The sequence below is a fragment of the Pseudomonas sp. F007 genome, assembly GCF_057814275.1.
The window spans coordinates 298,276-320,105 of sequence record NZ_JBVATA010000009.1 but is presented as its reverse complement, the minus strand read 5'-3'; the positions used below and the strand labels follow the sequence as shown (position 1 = coordinate 320,105).

Below are 21,830 nucleotides of genomic sequence, written 5' to 3'. Positions count from 1 at the left end.
TCGGTAGAGGAGTCTGGACATGGGTTTGTTAGTCGAAGGCCAATGGCGCGACCAGTGGTACGAAAGCAGCAAGGACGGCGCCTTCCAGCGCGAACAGGCGCAACGTCGCAACTGGCTGACCGCTGACGGCCAGCCCGGCCCGAGCGGAGTCGGTGGGTTTGCTGCGGAGCCTGGGCGCTATCATCTCTACGTCTCCCTGGCCTGCCCCTGGGCCCATCGCACCCTGATCCTGCGCAAGCTCAAGGGTCTGGAAGCCTTGATTGACGTGTCGGTGGTCAGTTGGCTGATGGCCGAAAATGGCTGGACCTTCGACAAGAAGCTGGGGGCCACTGGCGATCCGCTCGACCACTTTCAGTTCCTGCACCAGCGCTACACCGCCGACGCCGCCGACTACACCGGGCGCGTGACCGTGCCGCTGCTGTGGGACAAGCAACAGCAGCGCATCGTCAACAATGAATCGGCGGAAATCATCCGCATGTTCAACAGCGCTTTTGACGAGTTGACCGGCAATGACCTGGACTTCTACCCCGCGCCGTTGCGCGCAACGATCGATGCGCTGAACGAACGCATCTATCCGGCAGTCAACAATGGCGTTTACCGCGCTGGCTTTGCCACGTCGCAACAGGCGTATGAAAGTGCGTTTGATGAGTTATTTGCCGAGCTCGATCATCTCGAAGCTTTACTCGATACGAACCGCTACCTCAGCGGCGAGTACCTGACCGAAGCCGACATTCGCCTGTTCACCACGTTGATTCGCTTCGACGCGGTGTACCACGGGCACTTCAAGTGCAACCTGCGGCGGATTGCCGATTACCCGAATCTGTCGAATTGGTTGCGTGAGTTGTATCAGTGGCCGGGGATTGCCGAGACTGTGGACTTTACCCACATCAAGAACCACTACTACGGCAGTCACAAGACCATCAATCCGACGGGGATTGTGCCGAAGGGGCCGCTGCAGGCTTTCGGCGCTGGGCATGATCGGCAGCGGTTGAGCGGGAAAGGGGTTTGGCGTAGAACTCTCGTTTGATTCGAGGCCGCCTTCGCGAGCAGGCTCGCTCCTACAGGGGAATTGCAATCAACTGTAGGAGCGAGCCTGCTCGCGCTGAAGTTGATGGGGGTCAGACCTGCGCCTGCGCCCCTTCAAACCAGGCCAGCTTCTCACGCAGCTGGACCACTTCGCCGACGATCACCAGGGTCGGTGCATGCACTTCATGCTCCGCCACCAGCTCCGGCAGATTGCCCAGAGTTCCGGTGAACACCCGCTGGTTGGCGGTGGTGCCCTGCTGAATCAAGGCTGCCGGGGTATCTGCCGAACGACCATGGCCGATCAACTGCTCGCAGATAATCGGCAAGCCCACCAGGCCCATGTAGAACACCAGGGTTTGCGCGGGGGCGACCAGGTCGCTCCAGGGCAGGTCCGAGGTGCCGTCCTTCAGGTGCCCGGTGACAAAGCGTACCGACTGCGCGTAATCGCGGTGAGTCAGCGGAATCCCGGCGTAGGCCGCGCAACCACTGGCTGCGGTAATGCCCGGCACCACCTGGAACGGGATGCCATTGGCCGCCAGTTCTTCGATCTCTTCACCGCCACGGCCAAAGATGAACGGATCGCCACCCTTGAGCCGCACCACACGCTTGCCCTGCTTGGCCAGGTCCACCAGGTGCTGGTTGATCTGGTCCTGCGGGACCGCGTGATCGGCGCGTCGCTTGCCGACATACACACGCTCGGCATCGCGCCGGCACAACTCGAGAATCGCCGGAGCGACCAAACGGTCGTAGAGCACCACGTCCGCTTGCTGCATCAGGCGCAAGGCGCGGAAGGTCAGCAGGTCCGGATCACCCGGACCGGCACCGACCAAATACACCTCGCCAGTCGCCGCCGTGGCTTCGCCGGCGATCTTGGCTTGCAGCAGGCGCTCGGCCTCCGCGCCCTGCCCGGCCAGTTGCCGATCGGCAATCGGCCCCTGGAACACATCTTCCCAGAACGCCCGGCGTTGCTGGACGTCCGGGAACAAGCCCTTGACCTGATGGCGAAAGCGCGCGGCCAGGCCGGCCAACTGGCCATAGGTCGAGGGAATCCAGGTTTCCAGCTTGGCCCGGATCAGCCGCGCCAGCACCGGCGCATCGCCGCCGCTCGAGACCGCGATCACCAAGGGCGAACGGTCGACAATCGCCGGGAAAATCACGCTGCACAGGGCTGGCGCGTCCACCACATTGACTGGCACGCAACGCCGATGGGCATCTTCGGAGACCCGGGCGTTCAGCGACTCGTCGTCGGTGGCGGCAATGATCAGCCCGCAACCGTCGAGGTCCGATTCCTGGTATCCACGCACCACCAGTTCGCCGCCACTGCCTTGCACCAGTTCACGCAACTGGCTCTCGATCTCGGGTGCAACCACCCGCAGCAACGCGCCGGCATCGGCCAGCAGGCGAGATTTGCGCAAGGCAATCTCGCCGCCACCGACCACCAGCACCTGGCGCCCGCGCAGGTTGTGAAACAGCGGCAGAAATTCCATTTAGCCGATGACCTCAAGGCCGCCCATGTACGGCTTGAGCACGTCAGGCACACGGATCGAACCGTCGGCCTGCTGGTAGTTTTCCAGCACCGCCACCAGGGTACGACCGACCGCCAGGCCAGAACCGTTCAGGGTGTGCACCAGCTCAGGCTTGCCGGTTTCCGGGTTACGGAAACGCGCCTGCATGCGACGGGCCTGGAAGTCACCGCAGTTGGAGCACGAGGAAATCTCGCGGTATTTGTCCTGGCTCGGGATCCATACTTCCAGGTCATAGGTCTTGACCGCGCTGAAGCCCATGTCGCCGGTGCACAGCGCCAGGGTGCGATAAGGCAGCTCCAGCAGTTGCAGGACTTTCTCGGCGTTGGCGGTCAGGCCTTCCAGCGCTTCCATGGAAGTCGACGGCTCGACGATCTGCACCATCTCGACCTTGTCGAACTGGTGTTGGCGGATCATCCCGCGGGTGTCACGGCCCGAAGCACCGGCTTCGCTGCGGAAGCATGGGGTGTGGGCGACGAACTTGATCGGCAGCGATTTCGCGTCGACGATTTCGCCAGCGACGATGTTGGTCAGCGACACTTCGGCGGTCGGGATCAGGTACAGGTCAGCCTCGCCTTCGCGGGCGATCTTGAACAGGTCTTCCTCGAACTTCGGCAGCTGGCCAGTGCCCTGCAGGGCCGGCGCTTGTACCAGGTACGGGGTGTAGGCCTCTTCGTAGCCGTGCTCGTTGACGTGCAGGTTGATCATGAACTGCGCCAGGGCGCGGTGCAGGCGGGCGATCGGGCCGCGCAGCAGGGCAAAACGGGCGCCGGACAGCTTGGCCGCCGTTTCGAAGTCCAGCCAGCCGAACTTCTCGCCGAGGGCGACGTGGTCCTTGACCTCGAAATCGAAGGTGGTCGGCGTGCCCCAGCGGCGCACTTCGACGTTGCCGTCTTCGTCTGCGCCCAGCGGCACCGATTCGTGAGGCAGGTTGGGCAGGCCCAGCAGGATCGAATCCAGTTCGGTCTGGATCGCGTCCAGCTCGACTTTACCGGCACTCAGCTCATTGGCCATGCGCTCGACGTCAGCCATCAGCGGTGCGATGTCTTCGCCGCGTGCCTTGGCCTGACCGATGGATTTGGAGCGCGAATTGCGTTCAGCCTGCAGTGCTTCGGTGCGGGTCTGGACGGTCTTGCGCTGTTCTTCCAGCGCTTCGATGCGCGCAACATCCAGCACAAAGCCACGGGATGCCAGGCGGTCCGCTACGTCCTGGAGGTTGCTACGTAACAGTTTGGAATCGAGCATGTCGGTCTCTCGTTTATCAAAGTTTGGTCAGGGACAGGCCAGCCCACGTCGCGAGCAGCCCGCCGAATACGGAAATCGCCGCATAGCCCAGGGCCAGCGGCACTTGCCCGCTTTCCAGCAGGCGTACCGTATCCAGTGAAAAGGATGAAAAAGTCGTCAGGCCGCCTAAAAAGCCAACCATCAACCCGGCACGTACCTCGATGGGTACTTCCGGGCGCAGTAAAAACAGGCCGTACAAGATGCCGATCAGCAGACAGCCCACGATATTAACGGCCAGCGTCGCGGTATAGAAGTGCCGCGGCCAATTGGCGTTGATCCAGTTGCCGGTGGCGAAACGCAACAGGGTGCCGGCAATGCCTCCGGCGGAGACGGCGAGGATCAAGGGAATCACGGTTTTCTCCGCTGCCTGGGGCTCAATCGGTCCAGCTGTGCCAGGTGATTGAGCTTTTCGCCGATCTTCAATTCCAGGCCGCGTGGCACCGGACGGTAGAACGGCTGCGGCTCCAGCGCCTCGGGGAAATAGTCTTCGCCGGCGGCATAGGCATCCGGCTCATCGTGGGCGTAGCGGTATTCGTCGCCGTAACCCAGTTGCTTCATCAGTTTGGTCGGGGCATTGCGCAGGTGCAGCGGCACTTCCAGCGAGCCGTGCTCGGCGGCGCTGCGCATCGCGGCCTTGAAGCCCATGTACACCGCGTTGCTTTTTGGCGCGCAGGCCAGGTAGGTAATCGCCTGCGCTACCGCCAGTTCGCCTTCCGGACTGCCCAGGCGCTCCTGCACATCCCAGGCCGCCAGGCACAGGCTCAGCGCACGCGGGTCGGCGTTGCCAATGTCTTCGCTGGCCATCCGCACCACGCGCCGGGCCAGGTACAGCGGGTCGCAACCGCCGTCGAGCATGCGCGCGAACCAGTACAGCGCGCCATCCGGGTTGGAGCCGCGCACCGACTTGTGCAGCGCGGAAATCTGGTCGTAGAACGCCTCCCCGCCCTTGTCGAAGCGCCGCCGGGTATCACCCAGCAGGCTCTGCAACAGTTCGGTGCCGATTTCGCTGTGGTCCTCGGCCAGGTCGGATGCGTTCTCCAGCAGGTTCAGCAGGCGCCGGCCATCACCGTCCGCGGCCGACAACAGCATCTGGAAGCCTTCATCGCTGAGGCTCAGTTGCCGCTTGCCGAGGCCACGTTCCTCGCTGAGGGCACGCTGCACCAGCTTGTTCAGCGCCGCTTCGTCGAGGCTCTTGAGCACGTAGACCCGAGCACGCGAGAGCAAGGCGTTGTTCAATTCAAAGGACGGGTTTTCGGTGGTCGCGCCGATGAAAATCAGCGTGCCGTCTTCCACGTAGGGCAGGAACGCATCCTGTTGCGACTTGTTGAAGCGGTGCACTTCGTCGACGAACAGGATGGTCCGGCGGCCGTATTGCCCGGCCTGCTGCTTGGCCACTTCCACCGCCTGGCGGATCTCCTTGACCCCGGCCAGCACCGCCGACACGGTTTCGAAGTGCGCATCCGAGACTTCCGCAAGCAACCGCGCCAGGGTGGTTTTGCCTACCCCGGGCGGTCCCCAGAAAATCATCGAATGCAGGGCGCCCTGCTCCAGCGCCTCGCGCAAGGGTTTGCCACGCGCCAGCAGGTGCTCCTGACCGACGTACTCGTCCAGATTGGTCGCGCGCAAGCGGGCGGCCAGGGGCTGGGCGATCGGGGCACTGCGAAACAGGTCCATCACAACTTATGAAACCTCACTGGGTCTGTCAGATCCCTGTGGGAGCGAGCCTGCTCGCGAAAGCGCTGTATCAGTCAGATCAATGCTGAATGTACCGACGTATTCGCGAGCAGGCTCGCTCCCACAGTGTTTTGTGTGAATGCTCTTACTCCTGGATCACGTCCGCACCCTTGGGGATGTCGAACTTGAACTTCGAAGCCGGGATTGGCTCGTTGGCCTTGACCCCGGTGAACAGGATATTGGTGCGCTGACCGACGCTGTCGATCAACTGCATGTCATTGACCAGGCCGTTGCGGAACGACAGGCGCAGGTTGTCGAACAGGGTGTCCTTGGTTTTCGGCTTGAGGGTGAAGTCGATCACCCCGCCGGCTTCCTTGGCACTGATGTCGAAACTCTGGCTGATCTTCGACACGTCACCGGAGAGCAGCAGTGCCGGGGTCTGGGTCAGGCGCTGGTCGAGGGTCTTGATGGTGACCTGTTCCAGGTCCGGGTCCCACAGGGTGACTTTCTTGCCGTCCGAGACCATCAGCTGTTCCTGTGGCGCGTCGGTGTGCCAGTAGAACAGGCCCGGGCGCTGCAGCGACATCTGGCCCTGGGTTTCCTGCAACTGGGTGCCGCTGCCATCGAGGGTCAGCTGGGAAAAACGGGCGCTCAGGGTCTGGGATTTTTCCAGCAACTGAGTCAGGCGCGCCACGTCCTTGTCATCGGCGTGGGCCGAAAGCGTGGTCAACGCCAATACCGGCAACAGCAACATGCGGATCAGACGCATGGGAGTCCTCATAGAGATTCATTTGAATGACGCGCCGCGTGTGTCCACGCGGCGCGGATCAGTCGCGTGCCTGGCTTGGGGCCAGGACTTCACGCGAGCCGTTGGTATTCATGGCGGTCACGACCCCGGCCATTTCCATGGCTTCGATCATGCGCGCCGCGCGGTTGTAACCAATCTTGAGCTTGCGCTGGACCGCTGAAATCGAGGCCCGGCGACTTTCCAGGACGAATTGTACGGCTTCGTCGTAGAGCGCGTCGGTTTCCGCATCGTCTTCACCGCCACCGCCGCCATTTTCGAAGCCGCTGCCGGCCTCTTCGACGCCGTTGAGGATGTCGTCGTTATATTCCGGTGCGCCGCGCAGCTTCCAGGCTTCCACCACACGGTGCACTTCATCGTCGGAAACGAACGCACCGTGTACGCGAATTGGCAGGCTGGTGCCAGGCGGCATGTAGAGCATGTCACCGTGCCCCAGCAGTTGTTCGGCGCCGCCCTGGTCGATGATGGTCCGCGAGTCGATCTTGCTCGACACCTGGAACGCCATCCGCGTCGGGATGTTGGCCTTGATCAGACCGGTGATCACGTCCACCGACGGCCGCTGGGTTGCGAGAATCAAATGGATACCAGCCGCTCGGGCCTTCTGCGCGATCCGCGCGATCAGCTCTTCGACCTTCTTGCCGACGATCATCATCATGTCGGCAAATTCGTCGACCACTACCACGATGGTCGGCAACTTGTTCAGCAGCGGCGCTTCGTCGTGGATGCTTTCGCGGTTGTACAGCGGGTCAGTCAACGGCGTGCCAGCTTCCTGGGCCTCGCGGACCTTTTGGTTGAAGCCCGAGAGGTTACGCACGCCCATCTTCGCCATCAACTTGTAGCGCCGCTCCATCTCGGCCACGCTCCAGCGCAGGGCGTTGGCGGCGTCCTTCATGTCGGTCACCACCGGGCACAGCAGGTGCGGAATGCCTTCGTAGATCGACAATTCGAGCATTTTCGGGTCGATCATGATCAGCTTGGCGTCTTCCGGGCCCGACTTGAACAGGATCGACAGGATCATTGCATTGACGCCCACCGACTTACCGGAACCGGTGGTACCGGCTACCAGCAAGTGCGGCATCTTCGCCAGGTCGGTGATGATCGGCTTGCCGCCGATGTCGTGGCCCAGGGCCAGGGTGACCGGCGACTTGAAGTTGTCGAACTCCGGCGTCGACAGCACTTCGGAGAAGCGCACGATCTGCCGGTCTTCGTTGGGAATCTCGATGCCCACGGTGGTCTTGCCCGGGATCACTTCCACCACCCGCACACTGGTCACTGCCAGCGAACGCGCCAGGTCCTTGGCCAGGTTGGCAATGCGGCTGACCTTGACCCCGGCGGCCGGTTGAATCTCGTAACGGGTAATTACCGGGCCCGGGTGAATCGAATCCACCGCGACCTCGACCCCGAACTCCTTGAGCTTGATTTCCAGCAAGTGGCCGACTGCCGCCAGGGATTCAGGCGAATAGTTGAGCTGTTTCTTTTCCGCCGGGTCGAGAATCGAGATCGGTGGCAAGGTGCCTTCCACGGCGCTGTCGACGAACAACGGTGCCTGCTTCTCTTTTTCCACACGTTTGCTCGGCGCTGCCGGCTTGGGCGGGGCTGGGGCAATGACCGGCGGCACCTGCTTCTCGCGCTCGGACATGTGCTTGCTCAGGGCCTGCTCCCGCTCGATCAGGCGCTCCTTGACCTTGGCCTGCTCGCGCTTGTCGGTGACGGTCGGCGCCACGACTTCGTTGACCCGGTCATCCACTTCGCGCAATTGCGCGACCAGTCGCTTGCGTTCGGTGCGCGCGGCCCACCAGCGATTGGCCACGCCCTGGAACAGTTCCAGCAGGTCGAGGGTAATCTTGCCGGTCAGGTCCATGACCTTGAACCACGACAGATCAGTAAAGACGGTCAGGCCGAACAAAAACAGGGCAATGAACATCAGGGTGCTGCCCTGGATATTCAGCGCATTCTTCGCCAGGTCGCCGAGGCTTTCGCCCAGCGCACCGCCGGCACCGGCCGGCAGACCGGTGGGTGCATGAAAATGGATATGGGCCAGCGCCGCGCCCGAGAGCACCAGGAACACCAGGCCGATCAGGCGCCAGGAGAACAGCCAGCCGCTCCACTCCCACGGCTCGTGGCGTTGACGGAAGATCTGCCAGGTCTTGATCGCCAGCAGCAGCGGGAAGATATAGGCGAAGTAACCCAGCACCATGAACAGGATATCGGCGCTGTAGGAGCCCGCCGGGCCGCCGAAGTTCTGCACGTCGTCGATCTTGCTGTTATGGCTCCAGCCCGGATCATCCTTGCCATAGGTGAGCAAGGCCATCATCAGGAACAGGCACAAGGCACCGATGGCGATCAACGCACCTTCCTTGAGCCGGTAGTGCAGATGTTGACGCCAGAGCGGAACGACTGTTTTAGGTGCTGCGGTGGATTTCTTCAAAACGCTTCTTTTCCTGCGCCAGAGGCGCGTCCATCTGTTGAATGACGATGAAAAACTGCCCGATCCAGGCAGGTAAAAAAGTGCACGGGCGCAACAGGGACTACTTTTAACACTGCGTCGCGGTCTCTATAAACACACCGCGCACGGCTTTTTTATGAAAATCATTGTTACAACCTTGCATTGTACGGGTGTGTGCATGTGACGCCATGCTTCAGACCCTGGGCTACAGCATAGTCAAACGTAACACGCATGCCCTTCAATTTGAGCACGCATTGTCTTTCGTGACAAAGGCTTATGAGGTGTTTTTATGAGCGAAGCGAAGCATTCACGCCTGATCATCCTCGGCTCGGGCCCAGCCGGTTACAGCGCCGCCGTGTATGCCGCGCGCGCCAACCTGAAACCGGTGGTCATCACCGGCCTGCAGGCAGGCGGCCAGTTGACCACCACGGTCGAGGTGGACAACTGGCCCGGCGATGTCGAGGGCCTCACCGGCCCCGTCCTCATGGAGCGCATGCAAAAACACGCCAAGCGCTTTGACACACAGATCGTCTACGACCACATCCACACCGCCAAGTTGCAGCAGCGCCCGTTCGAACTCATCGGTGACAGCGGCACCTACACCTGCGATGCGTTGATCATTGCCACCGGCGCCTCTGCGCAATACCTGGGCCTGCCCTCGGAAGACGCCTTTGCCGGCAAGGGTGTTTCGGCCTGCGCCACCTGCGACGGGTTTTTCTATCGCAACCAGGTGGTCGCGGTGGTTGGCGGCGGCAACACCGCCGTCGAAGAGGCGCTGTACCTGTCCAACATCGCCAGGGAAGTTCATCTGATCCACCGCCGCGACAAACTGCGCGCCGAGAAAATCCTTCAGGACAAACTCTTCGACAAAGCCGCCAACGGCAATATCCGCCTGCACTGGAACCAGCATCTGGACGAAGTGCTGGGTGATGCCAGCGGTGTGACCGGTGCTCGCCTGCGCGACAGCCAGAGTGGCGCAACCCGCGACCTGCCGCTGGCTGGCGTTTTTATCGCGATCGGCCACAAACCCAACACCGACCTGTTCGTCGGCCAATTGCCGATGCATGATGGTTACTTGCGCGTCCAGGGTGGCAGCGAGGGCAATGCGACCGCGACCGCCATTGCCGGGGTATTTGCCGCCGGCGATGTCGCCGATCATGTCTATCGCCAGGCAGTCACTTCTGCCGGTGCGGGTTGCATGGCGGCGCTGGACGCTGAAAAATACCTCGACGACCACTGAGCCATGGGAGTGCGGCAGCCCATCGCCGCCGCCCTCCCCTCTTGCAAGCGAAAGACCATGCTGACTTGGCTACAACGCAACTCCCTGGATTTCCCGCCGCTGGAAAAAGCCCTGCGCGAACCCAACGGCCTGCTCGCCGCCGGTGGCGACCTGTCTGCCGAACGCCTGGTGCAGGCCTATCGTCATGGCTGCTTCCCGTGGTTCTCGGAAGGCCAGCCGATTCTCTGGTGGTCGCCCGATCCGCGCACCGTGCTGTTTCCCGACGAGCTGCACGTCTCCCGCAGCCTCGCCAAACTGCTGCGCCAGCAACGCTACCAGGTGACCTTCGATCGCGACTTTGCCGCGGTCATCAGCGCCTGCGCCGCACCACGGGATTATGCCGATGGCACCTGGATCACCGGCGCCATGCAGGACGCCTATCTGCAATTGCATGAGCGTGGCCACGCCCACTCCGTGGAAGTCTGGGACAACGGCACGCTGGTCGGCGGCCTGTATGGGCTGGCAATGGGGCAGCTGTTTTTCGGCGAGTCGATGTTCAGCCGTGCCGACAACGCCTCGAAAGTCGGCTTCGCCCTGTTGGTGCAGCACCTCAAGGAGGCCGGCTTCGTGCTGATCGACTGCCAGATGCCCACCGAGCATCTGCACAGCTTGGGCGCCCGCTCGATTCCACGCCGCGACTTTGCCGGATACCTGGCGCGTCACCTCGATCAACCCAACCGCGCGACATGGGTTTGCCAAGCGACTTCTGCGCCCTTGGCTTACACTTGATTGAACGGCTTCTCCCCCGAGGGTTGACTCATGACCGAGTTGGCGCGTCTCAAGTTTTATGCCACTCAGCCCCACTCGTGCAGCTATTTGCCGGATGAGCAGGCGACCACACTGTTCCTCGACCCCAGCCAGCCGATGGACGTGCACGTGTACGCGGATTTGTCGGAAATGGGCTTTCGCCGTAGCGGCGACCATCTGTACCGCCCCCATTGCCAGAACTGCAACGCCTGCGTTCCGGCACGCATTCCGGTGGCGCAGTTCAGCCCCAATCGCCAGCAAAAACGCATTTTCAAGCGTAATGCCGACTTGCAGGTGCGCCCGGCAAAACCGGGGTTCAGCGAAGAGTATTTCGACCTCTACCAGCGCTACATCGAACAACGCCACGCCGATGGCGACATGTACCCGCCCAGCCGTGACCAGTTTTCCACTTTCCTGGTCCGCGACTTGCCGTTTTCGCGCTTTTACGAGTTCCGCCTCGAAGGCCGCCTGCTGGCGATCGCCGTGACCGACCTGCTGCCCAATGGCCTGTCAGCGGTCTACACCTTCTACGAGCCTGAAGAAGAACGCCGCAGCCTGGGACGCTACGCAATCCTCTGGCAGATCGGCGAAGCTCACCGCCTGGGCCTGGACGCGGTGTACCTCGGGTACTGGATCAAGAACTGCAAAAAAATGAACTACAAGACCCAATATCGCCCGATCGAACTGCTGATCAACCAGCGCTGGGTGGTTCTGAATTAAGGTCTTCCCCTAAAGCTCTTGGCTTGAACCCCCTTTTTCGGGCACAATGCACGCCGCTTTTGCCTGGCGCAGTTGCACCGGGCCATTCATTGGACACCGAGGGCTTTACTGCATGTCGAAAGAAGACAGCTTCGAAATGGAAGGCACTGTCGTCGACACCCTGCCCAACACCATGTTTCGCGTGGAGTTGGAAAATGGGCACGTCGTAACCGCGCATATTTCCGGCAAGATGCGCAAGAACTACATTCGTATTCTTACCGGTGACAAAGTGCGCGTCGAACTGACGCCCTATGACTTGAGCAAAGGGCGCATCACTTACCGCGCTCGCTAATCAAGTCAATACAAGACGCCCGGCTCTGCCGGGCGTTTTTGTTTGCGCGGGATTTGGGATTCGCTCCCTTGTAGGAGCGAGCTTGCTCGCGATGGCGTCATAACTGCCAACATTCATATAGCTGACACGCCGCTATCGCGAGCAAGCTCGCTCCTACAGAGTTCAATAGAAAGCAAAAAGGCGCCCGAAGGCGCCTTTTTGTGGTGTTGCGACTAACCTCAGGCCATTTCCGCCGTGGTCTCGAAGTCGAAGGTCAGCTCGCCGTCCTTGATGTCGATGTGCACCACACCGCCATGATCGGCCAGCTCGCCAAACAGAATCTCCTCCGCCAATGGACGCTTGATCTTGTCCTGGATCAGGCGAGCCATGGGTCGAGCACCCATCGCCGTGTCGTAGCCACCGGCTGCCAGCCAGCTGCGCGCGGCATCGGTGACTTCCAGTTGCACACGCTTGTCTTCCAGTTGCGCCTGCAGTTCGGTGAGGAACTTGTCCACCACCGACTTGATGACCTCATGGCTGAGGCGACCAAACTGGATGATGGTGTCCAGGCGGTTGCGGAACTCCGGCGTGAAGCTCTTCTTGATCACTTCCATCGCATCGGACGAGTGGTCCTGATGAGTGAAACCGATCGAAGCACGGGCTGCCGTCTCGGCACCGGCGTTGGTGGTCATGATCAGGATCACATTGCGGAAGTCCGCCTTGCGCCCGTTGTTGTCGGTGAGCGTACCGTGGTCCATGACCTGCAGCAGCAGGTTGAAGACTTCCGGATGCGCCTTTTCGATTTCATCGAGCAGCAGCACGCAATGCGGTTGCTTGGTGATCGCTTCGGTGAGCAGACCGCCCTGGTCGAACCCGACGTAGCCCGGAGGGGCACCGATCAGTCGCGACACCGTGTGGCGCTCCATGTACTCAGACATGTCGAAGCGCACCAGCTCGATACCCATCGCCTTGGCCAACTGGCGAGCCGCCTCGGTTTTACCGACACCCGTAGGCCCGGCAAACAGGAACGAACCGACAGGCTTGTCAGGCGATTTGAGGCCGGCACGGGACAACTTGATCGCAGTCGACAGCGAATCGATCGCCGCGTCCTGACCGAACACCGTCAGCTTCAAGTCACGCTCCAGGTTACGCAGCAGCTCCTTGTCGGAACTGGTGACGTGCTTCGGAGGAATTCGCGCGATTTTCGCGACGATGTCCTCGACCTGGGGCACTTCGATGCGTTTCACTCGATTCTCGACCGGTTGCAGGCGCTGGTAGGCACCTGCCTCGTCGATCACATCGATGGCCTTGTCCGGCATGTGCCGGTCATTGATGTAGCGTGACGCCAGTTCCGCAGCGGCACGCAGGGCTTCATCACTGTATTCGATGTTGTGATGCAGCTCGAAACGCCCCTTCAGGCCGCGCAGAATGCCGATGGTGTCTTCCACCGATGGCTCCGAGACATCGACTTTCTGGAAACGTCGCGCCAGGGCACGGTCTTTTTCGAAAATCCCACGGAACTCCTGGAAGGTGGTGGAACCGATGCAGCGGATATCGCCCGACGACAATAGGGGCTTGAGCAGGTTCGAGGCATCCATGACGCCACCGGACGCAGCACCCGCACCGATGATGGTGTGGATTTCGTCGATGAACAGGATGGCCTGCGGACGTTTTTTCAGCTCGCCGAGCAGCGCCTTGAAGCGCTTCTCGAAATCGCCTCGGTATTTGGTGCCGGCCAGCAAGGCGCCGAGATCCAGGGAGTAGACCACGCTGTTGGCCAACAGGTCAGGCACCTGATTGTCGACGATGCGCTTGGCCAGGCCTTCGGCAATCGCGGTTTTACCCACGCCCGCCTCGCCCACCAGCAACGGGTTGTTCTTGCGCCGGCGCGCGAGGATCTGCGCGACACGCTCGACTTCCACCTCACGGCCGACCAGCGGATCGATACGCCCCTGGCGCGCCAGCTCGTTGAGATTGCTGGCGTAGGCATCCAGCGGATTGCTGGAAGAAGAAGACTCGCCGCCCTCTTCGTCCTGCATGTCCTGTTCGCCTTCGGAATGATCGCCATGGCCCGGCACTTTGGAAATGCCGTGGGCGATGTAGTTGACCACGTCGATACGGGCAACGCTCTGCTGTTTAAGCAGGAACACTGCCTGACTCTCTTGCTCACTGAAGATCGCGACCAGCACGTTGGCGCCAGTCACTTCGCGTTTGCCCGAGCTCTGCACATGGAAGACAGCACGTTGCAGTACACGCTGGAAGCCCAGGGTTGGCTGGGTTTCACGATCCTCGTCATGCACGGGAATCAGTGGCGTGGTGGAGTCGATGAACTCCTGCAGGTCGTGCTTGAGTTTGTCGAGGTTTGCGCCGCAGGCACGCAAAACGGTGGCGGCTGCCTCATTATCCAATAGAGCCAACAGGAGGTGTTCGACGGTCATGAACTCATGACGTTTCGAACGCGCCTCCTTGAAGGCGAGATTGAGGGTGACTTCGAGCTCGCGGTTTAACATAGCTTCACCTCATACCCAAGTGGTCGGCGTTAACCGTCCTTCTCGATTTCACAGAGTAGCGGATGCTGGCTTTCCCTGGCGTACTGGTTGACCTGCATGGCCTTGGTCTCGGCGATGTCCCGGGTAAACAATCCGCATACTGCCCGTCCTTCTGTATGAACGGCCAGCATTACCTTGGTCGCCAGCTCACGATTCAGGTTAAAAAACACCTCGAGCACTTCGACGACGAAATCCATCGGTGTGTAGTCATCATTGAACAAAACCACCTTGTACATGGGCGGCGCCTGCAATGCGGGCTTCGCTTCCTGTACCGCAATGCCCTCGGAATCGTCTTCGTGTGAATCCGGGCGATCCTGATTGAATGTTAGTCGAATCTGGCTGATTGCATGCATGGAAAGAAAGGTTCGTCAGTTGAGCTGAATACAGTGGTGGGGGCGGCCTCGGAGCTTTTCAACTCTGACTGTCCGGTCGCCTTGACTATCGGCAAAACAGTGTTACAACCAATAGAGCCCACAGTGGGTAAAAAAGATCCACGCCGTCAAACCTTATTTACAGGATTTGACGAGGATTAACTGGATGATACTCCAGTGATGGAGTCTGTTGCAGAGGGAGTTGGGTATGTCAGGCGACAAGATTGGCAAGGTCAAATGGTTCAACAATGCCAAGGGTTACGGATTCATCAATGAAGAGGGCAAATCGGAAGATCTGTTTGCTCACTACTCAGCGATAGACATGGAAGGCTACAAGACCCTCAAGGCCGGCCAGTCTGTGAGCTTCGACATCATCCAGGGCCCCAAGGGCTTGCACGCTGTCAAAATTGCCGCGGTTCTTGAAAAGGCAGCCACCAACACCCCTACACAAGAGCCATCCGTAACCGCCTGAACCCGACCGCATAACGAACAGCCAAAAAAGCCGGCTGACTCAATCACTTGAGTCAGCCGGCTTTTTGTCATGGCCGATCAGCTCACATGTGCGAAATCAGCGCATCACCAAACGCCGAGGAAGACAGCAGCTTGGCGCCGTCCATCAAACGCTCGAAGTCATAGGTCACGGTCTTGGCCGAGATTGCGCCGTTGGTGCCCTTGATGATCAGGTCAGCGGCTTCGGTCCAGCCCATGTGACGCAGCATCATTTCAGCCGAGAGAATCAGCGAACCCGGGTTGACCTGGTCCTTGCCGGCATACTTCGGCGCAGTACCGTGGGTCGCTTCGAACATGGCCACGGTGTCGGACAGGTTCGCACCTGGCGCAATACCGATACCACCGACTTCCGCCGCCAGGGCGTCGGACAGGTAGTCGCCGTTCAGGTTGAGGGTGGCGATGACATCGTACTCCGCCGGGCGCAGCAGGATCTGCTGGAGCATGGCGTCGGCGATGGCATCCTTGACGATGACATTCTTGCCGGTTTTCGGGTTCTTGAACTGCATCCACGGACCGCCGTCGAGCAGGGTCGCACCGAACTCCTCGGCCGCCACTTCGTAGGCCCATTCCTTGAAGGCACCTTCGGTGAACTTCATGATGTTGCCTTTGTGGACGATGGTCAGCGAATCGCGATCATTGTCGACCACATACTGCAGGGCCTTGCGCGCCAGACGCTTGGTGCCTTCCAGGGAGACCGGCTTGACGCCGATGCCGCAGTTTTCGTCGAAACGGATCTTGGTCACACCCATTTCTTCTTTGAGGAACTTGATGACCTTGGTGGCTTCCGGCGAGCCGGCTTTCCACTCGATACCGGCGTAGATGTCCTCGGAGTTCTCACGGAAGATGGTCATATCGACATCACCCGGCTTCTTGACCGGGCTCGGCACGCCTTCGAACCAGCGCACCGGGCGCAGGCACACATACAGGTCCAGCTGCTGGCGCAATGCAACGTTGAGGGAACGGATACCGCCACCGACCGGGGTGGTCAGCGGGCCCTTGATGGAAACCACGTAATCCTTGACTGCGTCCAGGGTTTCCTGAGGCAGCCAGGTGTCCTGATCGTAAACCTGAGTGGCTTTTTCCCCGGCATACACTTCCATCCAGGAAATCTTGCGGTCGCCGCCGTAAGCCTTTTTCACAGCAGCATCGACAACCTTGATCATGACCGGGCTGATATCAACGCCAATACCATCGCCTTCAATGAAAGGGATGATCGGGTTGTTAGGAACATTGAGAGAATGGTCTGCATTGACGGTGATTTTGTCGCCGACTGCTGGAACCTGAATCTTCTTGTATCCCATGCTGAACTCCGTTGTGTGGATTGAACATCTGGCTGCGTCCGAGCGTACCCCAGTTGAATCTGCACGGGAACCTCATGTTCTAGCCAGATACTGGCAAAGCGGCACAGTTCGCGGCCTACAAGCCTGAAAGCAAAGGGAAAACCGCCAAAATCGAGCACGTTCAGCGACCCGGTGCCGCAGCCCCGGGTGCGACCTTTAGACCAATGGACGAGACAGGTGGTGTATGAACCACCGGCGTTTTGCTAGCTACCTATGTATAATGCCGCCGCTGACCACAGAGTCACGACGGCCAATCGCTCAAAAACAACGCTTTAGGCCCGAAAAGCCGGGTTGTTATCGCAACCCACCCGCTTGACGCTCGACTGATGCACCCAACATCACCGCGAAGAAATCTCGACATTCGGCTCAAGGACGACTTTTTAACGAACGCGCTTACCCGGCGCCCCTCGAGTTTCTGCGTACGCTCTAGCAAAGAAGAGAGTTAATCCGAATATGCCCACCCGCTCGAAGATCATCTACACCTTCACCGACGAAGCCCCAGCCCTCGCCACCTATTCCCTGCTGCCGATCATCGAAGCCTTTACCGCTTCGGCCGATATCGCCGTGGAAACCCGCGATATTTCCCTCGCAGGGCGTATCCTGGCCAGCTTCCCCGAGCAACTGGGTGACAAAGCCGTAGCCGACCACCTCGCCGAACTGGGCGCCCTGGCCGTTACGCCTGAAGCCAACATCATCAAGCTGCCGAACATCAGTGCTTCGGTTCCGCAACTGCAGGCCGCGATCAAAGAACTGCAAGCTCAGGGCTATGCACTGCCGGACTACCCGGAAAATCCGACCAGCGACGCCGACAAGGACGCCAAGGCCCGTTACGACAAGGTCAAGGGCAGCGCGGTGAACCCGGTTCTGCGCGAAGGCAACTCCGATCGTCGTGCACCGCTGTCGGTGAAGAACTACGCGCGCAAGCACCCGCACAAGATGGGCGCCTGGGCCAAGGACTCCAAGTCTCACGTGGCTCACATGAGCACCGGCGATTTCTACGGCAGCGAAAAAGCTGCCCTGATCGACGCCGCTGACGCCGTGAAAATCGAACTGATCGCTCAGGACGGCACCGCCACCGTCCTGAAGGCAAAGACCACCGTGCAAGCCGGTGAGATCCTCGATTGCGCCGTGATGAGCAAGAACGCCCTGCGCAGCTTCATCGCCGGCGAAATCGAAGACGCCAAGGCCAAGGGTGTGCTGCTGTCGGTACACCTGAAAGCGACCATGATGAAGGTCTCCGACCCGATCATGTTCGGCCAGATCGTTGCAGAGTTCTATAAAGACGCCCTGGCCAAGCACGCTGACGTGCTGGCGCAGATCGGCTTCAACCTGAACAACGGCATCGGCGACCTGTACGCGCGCATCAAGGCGCTGCCGGCCGAGCAACAAGCCGCCATCGAAGCTGACATCCAGGCGGTGTACGCTGTTCGCCCTGCCCTGGCGATGGTCAACTCCGACAAAGGCATCACCAACCTGCACGTGCCAAGCGACGTGATCGTCGACGCATCGATGCCGGCGATGATCCGCGACTCCGGCAAAATGTGGGGCACCGACGGCCAACTGCACGACACCAAGGCCGTGATCCCGGATCGCTGCTACGCCACCATCTACCAGGCGGTGATCGAAGACTGCAAGCAACACGGCGCCTTCGACCCAACCACCATGGGCAGCGTGCCAAACGTTGGCCTGATGGCGAAAAAAGCCGAAGAGTACGGCTCCCACGACAAGACCTTCCAGATCAAGGCTGACGGCGTGGTTCGCGTGACCGACAGCAACGGCCGTACCTTGCTGGAGCAAGCGGTCGAAGCCGGCGACATCTTCCGCATGTGCCAGACCAAGGACGCGCCGATCCAGGATTGGGTCAAACTGGCCGTCAACCGTGCTCGCGCCAGCAGCACCCCGGCGATCTTCTGGCTGGACCCGATGCGCGCCCACGACGGCGTGGTGATCGAGAAAGTTCAGGCGTACCTGAAGGATCACGACACCGCTGGCCTGGACATCCAGATCATGTCGCCAGTCGACGCCATGAACTACACCCTGGTACGTACCCGCGAAGGCAAGGACACCATTTCGGTGACCGGCAACGTGCTGCGTGACTACCTGACCGACCTGTTCCCGATCATGGAACTGGGCACCAGTGCCAAAATGCTGTCGATCGTGCCGCTGATGAATGGCGGTGGCCTGTTCGAAACCGGCGCTGGCGGTTCGGCGCCGAAGCACGTTCAGCAGCTGCTGGAAGAAAACTTCCTGCGCTGGGACTCCCTGGGCGAATTCCTGGCCCTGGCGGCCTCGCTCGAGCACCTGGGCGTCAACTACAACAACCCGAAGGCGCTGGTACTGGCCAAGACCCTGGACCAGGCCACCGGCCAGTTCCTCGACAACAACAAGTCGCCATCGCGCAAAGTCGGCAACATCGACAACCGCGGCAGCCACTTCTACCTGGCGCTGTACTGGGCTCAAGCCCTGGCCGCCCAGACCGAAGACACGGCCCTGCAGGCGCAGTTCAGCCCACTGGCCAAGACCCTGACCGAGAACGAGGCGACCATCGTTGCCGAACTCAACGCCGTCCAGGGCAAGCCGGCGGACATCGGCGGCTACTACAGCGCCAATCCCGAGCTGATCAGCAAGGTCATGCGCCCAAGCACCACCCTCAACGCGGCGATTGCTGCGCTGGTGTAAGGTTGTAAGGGAACATCACGGACCCCGGCCCTGTGCCGGGGTTTGTGTTTTTGGATTTCACATAACGATCCACCGAACAAGATCCCTGTAGGAGCTGGCTTGCCAGCGAAAGCGATTTATCATTCAACATTTCATTGACTGACCCGCCGTCTTCGCTGGCAAGCCAGCTCCTACAGGGACCGATTTTCAACATTCAAGTCGAGGAAACCCATGACCTGGCAACCCCACATCACCGTCGCCACCATCGTCGAAGACAATGGCCGCTTCCTGATGGTCGAAGAACTCAAGCACGGGCGCGTGGTGCTTAACCAGCCCGCCGGGCACCTGGACCCGCACGAAACCCTGACCGAGGCCGCCGTCCGCGAAACCCTCGAAGAAACCGGCTGGGACGTCGAGGCCACCGGTGTCACCGGCCTCTACTTGTATACAGCGCCGAGCAACGGCGTGACCTACCAGCGGGTCTGCTTCACCGCCAAGGCGTTGCGCCATCACCCCGACTATTCACTCGATGACGGCATCGTCGGCGCGGTCTGGCTGACTCGTGACGAGTTGCTGGCCCGGCGTGATGACTGGCGCAGCGAGCTGATCATCCGCTGCATCGACGATTATCTGGCCGGCAATTGCTTCAGTCTCGAACTGATCCGTCCTTCTCTTTAGCCTTGCGGGCGCCAGCCTGTTAGAATCGCGTCCTTTTTCAAGACACTCATTTAATTCCCATGCGTGATTCAGCTCCTTCTGACACCCAATCGAAGCGCGTCATTGTCGGCATGTCCGGCGGCGTGGACTCTTCCGTTTCCGCCCTTCTGCTGATCGAGCAGGGTTATCAGGTGGAAGGCCTGTTCATGAAGAACTGGGAAGAGGACGACGGCACCGAATATTGCACCGCCATGGATGACCTGGCCGACGCCCAGGCCGTGTGCGACAAGATCGGCATCAAGCTGCACACCGCCAACTTCGCCGCCGAGTACTGGGACAACGTGTTCGAGCACTTCCTGGCCGAGTACAAGGCCGGTCGCACGCCGAACCCGGACATCCTGTGCAACCGCGAAATCAAGTTCAAGGCGTTCCTCGACTACGCCATGATGCTCGGCGCCGACCTGATCGCCACCGGTCACTACGTGCGCCGCCGTGACATCGACGGCCGCACCGAACTGCTCAAGGGCCTGGACCCGAACAAGGACCAGAGCTACTTCCTCCACGCCGTCGGTGGCGAGCAGATCGCCAAGACCCTGTTCCCGGTCGGCGAGCTGGAAAAACCGCAAGTTCGCGCAATTGCCGAGAAATACGAGCTGGCGACGGCCAAGAAGAAAGACTCCACCGGTATCTGCTTCATTGGCGAGCGCCGCTTCAGCGACTTCCTCAAGCAATACCTGCCGGCCCAGCCCGGCGAAATCAAAACCACCGAAGGTGAAGTGATCGGCCGCCACCACGGCCTGATGTACCACACCATCGGCCAGCGCCAGGGCCTGGGCATCGGCGGCCTGAAAGACGCCAGTGACGAACCGTGGTACGTATTGATCAAGGACCTTGAGCACAACGAGCTGATCGTCGGCCAGGGTAACGATCACCCGTACCTGTTCTCCCGCGCCCTGCTCGCCTCCGAGATCTATTGGGTCAACCCGATCGACCTGAGCCAGCCACGCCGCCTGACCGCCAAGGTCCGCTATCGCCAGGGCGACCAGGCCTGCACCCTGGAAAAAACCGCCAGTGGCTATCGCGCCACCTTCGATGACCCGCAGCGCGCCGTCACGCCAGGCCAATCGGTCGTCTTCTACGACGGCGAAATCTGCCTCGGCGGCGGCGTCATCGAAGTCGCAGAACCCTGGCACAGCAAGGACTCGCGCCCATGAGCCCGACCCAGGAGCAACTGACGGCCCTGGGCGGCGTGTTTCTCGCCGCAGTGCTGGTGGACAAGATCGCCAAGACCGGCCAGGTCAGCGAAGCCGGCCTGACCTGCATGCTTGGCAGCCTGCTGATCCGCGACCCCAAGGACACCCTGGAGGTCTACGGTGGCGACGACATCAACCTGCGCGAAGGCTATCGCGCACTGATCGGCGCCCTCGAGCGTGATCCCAGCACCCTGCAGCGCGAGCCACTGCGCTACGCCCTGTCGATGCTTGGCCTCGAGCGTCAGTTGGCCAAGCGCGACGACCTGCTGGAAATCATCGGCAAGCGCCTGCCGCAGATTCAATCCCAGGTCGAACACTTCGGCCCAGCCCACGAAAACGTGGTCGCCGCCTGTGGCGCGCTGTACCAGGACACCTTGAGCACATTGCGCCAACGGATTCAGGTCCACGGCGACATGCGCAACCTGCAGCAGCCGAGCAACGCGTCGAAAATCCGCGCCCTGCTCCTGGCCGGCATCCGCTCGGCACGCCTGTGGCGACAACTGGGCGGCCATCGCTGGCAGCTGGTAATCAGCCGACGCAAATTGCTCAAAGAGCTTTACCCATTGATGCGTAACGAATAACTCGCATCAAGCACACCGAACTTTGCACTACGCGTAATACGCCGGTCAGTTGGCAACGGACCGGCGGATTTTTTCATGTATGATACGCGCCCCATTT

19 protein-coding genes are annotated in these 21,830 nt (G+C 60.7%); 10 read left to right on the top strand and 9 right to left on the bottom strand.

Annotated features, from left to right (window positions below):
- Positions 1-19: 19 nt before the first annotated feature.
- On the top strand, positions 20-1,027 hold the full coding sequence (locus ACZYR5_RS23575) for a glutathione S-transferase family protein (RefSeq protein WP_489091665.1): 1,008 nt from the start codon (positions 20-22) through the stop codon (positions 1,025-1,027).
- A gap of 91 nt (positions 1,028-1,118) precedes the next feature.
- Here ACZYR5_RS23575 and cysG read toward each other — a convergent pair whose 3' ends face one another.
- The 6 genes from cysG to ACZYR5_RS23545 form a co-directional block, all read right to left on the bottom strand.
- Positions 1,119-2,513, bottom strand: a complete 1,395-nt coding sequence (gene cysG / locus ACZYR5_RS23570; RefSeq protein WP_489091666.1) for a siroheme synthase CysG — start codon at positions 2,511-2,513, stop codon at positions 1,119-1,121.
- Positions 2,514-3,794: a serine--tRNA ligase gene (gene serS / locus ACZYR5_RS23565; RefSeq protein ID WP_489091667.1), complete on the bottom strand. Its 1,281-nt coding sequence runs from the start codon at positions 3,792-3,794 to the stop codon at positions 2,514-2,516.
- Positions 3,795-3,810: 16 nt separating this feature from the next.
- Positions 3,811-4,185, bottom strand: a complete 375-nt coding sequence (crcB, locus tag ACZYR5_RS23560) for a fluoride efflux transporter CrcB (protein ID WP_027616032.1) — start codon at positions 4,183-4,185, stop codon at positions 3,811-3,813.
- Entirely contained in the window at positions 4,182-5,507 is a 1,326-nt protein-coding gene (locus tag ACZYR5_RS23555; protein ID WP_489091668.1) for a replication-associated recombination protein A, read from the bottom strand. Before ACZYR5_RS23555 ends, crcB begins: the two co-directional genes overlap by 4 nt.
- A gap of 145 nt (positions 5,508-5,652) precedes the next feature.
- Positions 5,653-6,276, bottom strand: a complete 624-nt coding sequence (gene lolA, locus ACZYR5_RS23550; protein ID WP_489091669.1) for an outer membrane lipoprotein periplasmic chaperone LolA — start codon at positions 6,274-6,276, stop codon at positions 5,653-5,655.
- Between the two features lie 58 nt (positions 6,277-6,334).
- Positions 6,335-8,740: a DNA translocase FtsK gene (locus tag ACZYR5_RS23545; protein ID WP_489091670.1), complete on the bottom strand. Its 2,406-nt coding sequence runs from the start codon at positions 8,738-8,740 to the stop codon at positions 6,335-6,337.
- Between the two features lie 307 nt (positions 8,741-9,047).
- Here ACZYR5_RS23545 and trxB point away from each other — a divergent pair, with 307 nt between their 5' ends.
- The 4 genes from trxB to infA all read left to right on the top strand — a co-directional run bounded on the left by trxB (position 9,048) and on the right by infA (position 11,835).
- On the top strand, positions 9,048-9,998 hold the full coding sequence (gene trxB / locus ACZYR5_RS23540) for a thioredoxin-disulfide reductase (protein ID WP_489091671.1): 951 nt from the start codon (positions 9,048-9,050) through the stop codon (positions 9,996-9,998).
- A gap of 57 nt (positions 9,999-10,055) precedes the next feature.
- On the top strand, positions 10,056-10,766 hold the full coding sequence (gene aat / locus ACZYR5_RS23535) for a leucyl/phenylalanyl-tRNA--protein transferase (RefSeq protein WP_489091672.1): 711 nt from the start codon (positions 10,056-10,058) through the stop codon (positions 10,764-10,766).
- 30 nt (positions 10,767-10,796) lie between these two features.
- Positions 10,797-11,504 carry an arginyltransferase gene (locus ACZYR5_RS23530; protein WP_489091673.1) on the top strand — a complete coding sequence of 236 codons (708 nt, stop codon included), beginning with the start codon at positions 10,797-10,799 and terminating at the stop codon, positions 11,502-11,504.
- A gap of 112 nt (positions 11,505-11,616) precedes the next feature.
- Complete coding sequence (gene infA / locus ACZYR5_RS23525) at positions 11,617-11,835, top strand: translation initiation factor IF-1 (RefSeq protein ID WP_002553999.1); 219 nt, start codon at positions 11,617-11,619, stop codon at positions 11,833-11,835.
- A gap of 218 nt (positions 11,836-12,053) precedes the next feature.
- Here the strand turns inward: infA and clpA are convergent, their stop codons facing one another.
- Complete coding sequence (gene clpA, locus ACZYR5_RS23520) at positions 12,054-14,324, bottom strand: ATP-dependent Clp protease ATP-binding subunit ClpA (RefSeq protein WP_489091674.1); 2,271 nt, start codon at positions 14,322-14,324, stop codon at positions 12,054-12,056.
- 29 nt (positions 14,325-14,353) lie between these two features.
- Positions 14,354-14,716: an ATP-dependent Clp protease adapter ClpS gene (gene clpS, locus ACZYR5_RS23515; protein WP_489091675.1), complete on the bottom strand. Its 363-nt coding sequence runs from the start codon at positions 14,714-14,716 to the stop codon at positions 14,354-14,356.
- A gap of 226 nt (positions 14,717-14,942) precedes the next feature.
- Here clpS and cspD point away from each other — a divergent pair, with 226 nt between their 5' ends.
- Positions 14,943-15,206 carry a cold shock domain-containing protein CspD gene (gene cspD / locus ACZYR5_RS23510; RefSeq protein ID WP_489091676.1) on the top strand — a complete coding sequence of 88 codons (264 nt, stop codon included), beginning with the start codon at positions 14,943-14,945 and terminating at the stop codon, positions 15,204-15,206.
- Between the two features lie 82 nt (positions 15,207-15,288).
- Here cspD and icd read toward each other — a convergent pair whose 3' ends face one another.
- Positions 15,289-16,545 (bottom strand): NADP-dependent isocitrate dehydrogenase, encoded by a 1,257-nt coding sequence (gene icd / locus ACZYR5_RS23505; RefSeq protein ID WP_027616022.1) that lies wholly within the window; start codon positions 16,543-16,545, stop codon positions 15,289-15,291.
- Positions 16,546-17,037: 492 nt separating this feature from the next.
- Between icd and ACZYR5_RS23500 the strand changes: the two genes are divergently transcribed.
- The 4 genes from ACZYR5_RS23500 to hflD all read left to right on the top strand — a co-directional run bounded on the left by ACZYR5_RS23500 (position 17,038) and on the right by hflD (position 21,733).
- A complete protein-coding gene (locus tag ACZYR5_RS23500; RefSeq protein WP_489091677.1) occupies positions 17,038-19,263 on the top strand; it encodes an NADP-dependent isocitrate dehydrogenase in 2,226 nt (741 codons plus the stop codon).
- Positions 19,264-19,473: 210 nt separating this feature from the next.
- Complete coding sequence (locus ACZYR5_RS23495) at positions 19,474-19,920, top strand: NUDIX hydrolase (protein ID WP_489091678.1); 447 nt, start codon at positions 19,474-19,476, stop codon at positions 19,918-19,920.
- A 59-nt stretch (positions 19,921-19,979) separates the two neighbouring features.
- A complete protein-coding gene (gene mnmA, locus ACZYR5_RS23490) occupies positions 19,980-21,113 on the top strand; it encodes a tRNA 2-thiouridine(34) synthase MnmA (RefSeq protein WP_489091679.1) in 1,134 nt (377 codons plus the stop codon).
- On the top strand, positions 21,110-21,733 hold the full coding sequence (gene hflD, locus ACZYR5_RS23485; RefSeq protein ID WP_489091680.1) for a high frequency lysogenization protein HflD: 624 nt from the start codon (positions 21,110-21,112) through the stop codon (positions 21,731-21,733). Before mnmA ends, hflD begins: the two co-directional genes overlap by 4 nt.
- Positions 21,734-21,830 lie beyond the last annotated feature (97 nt).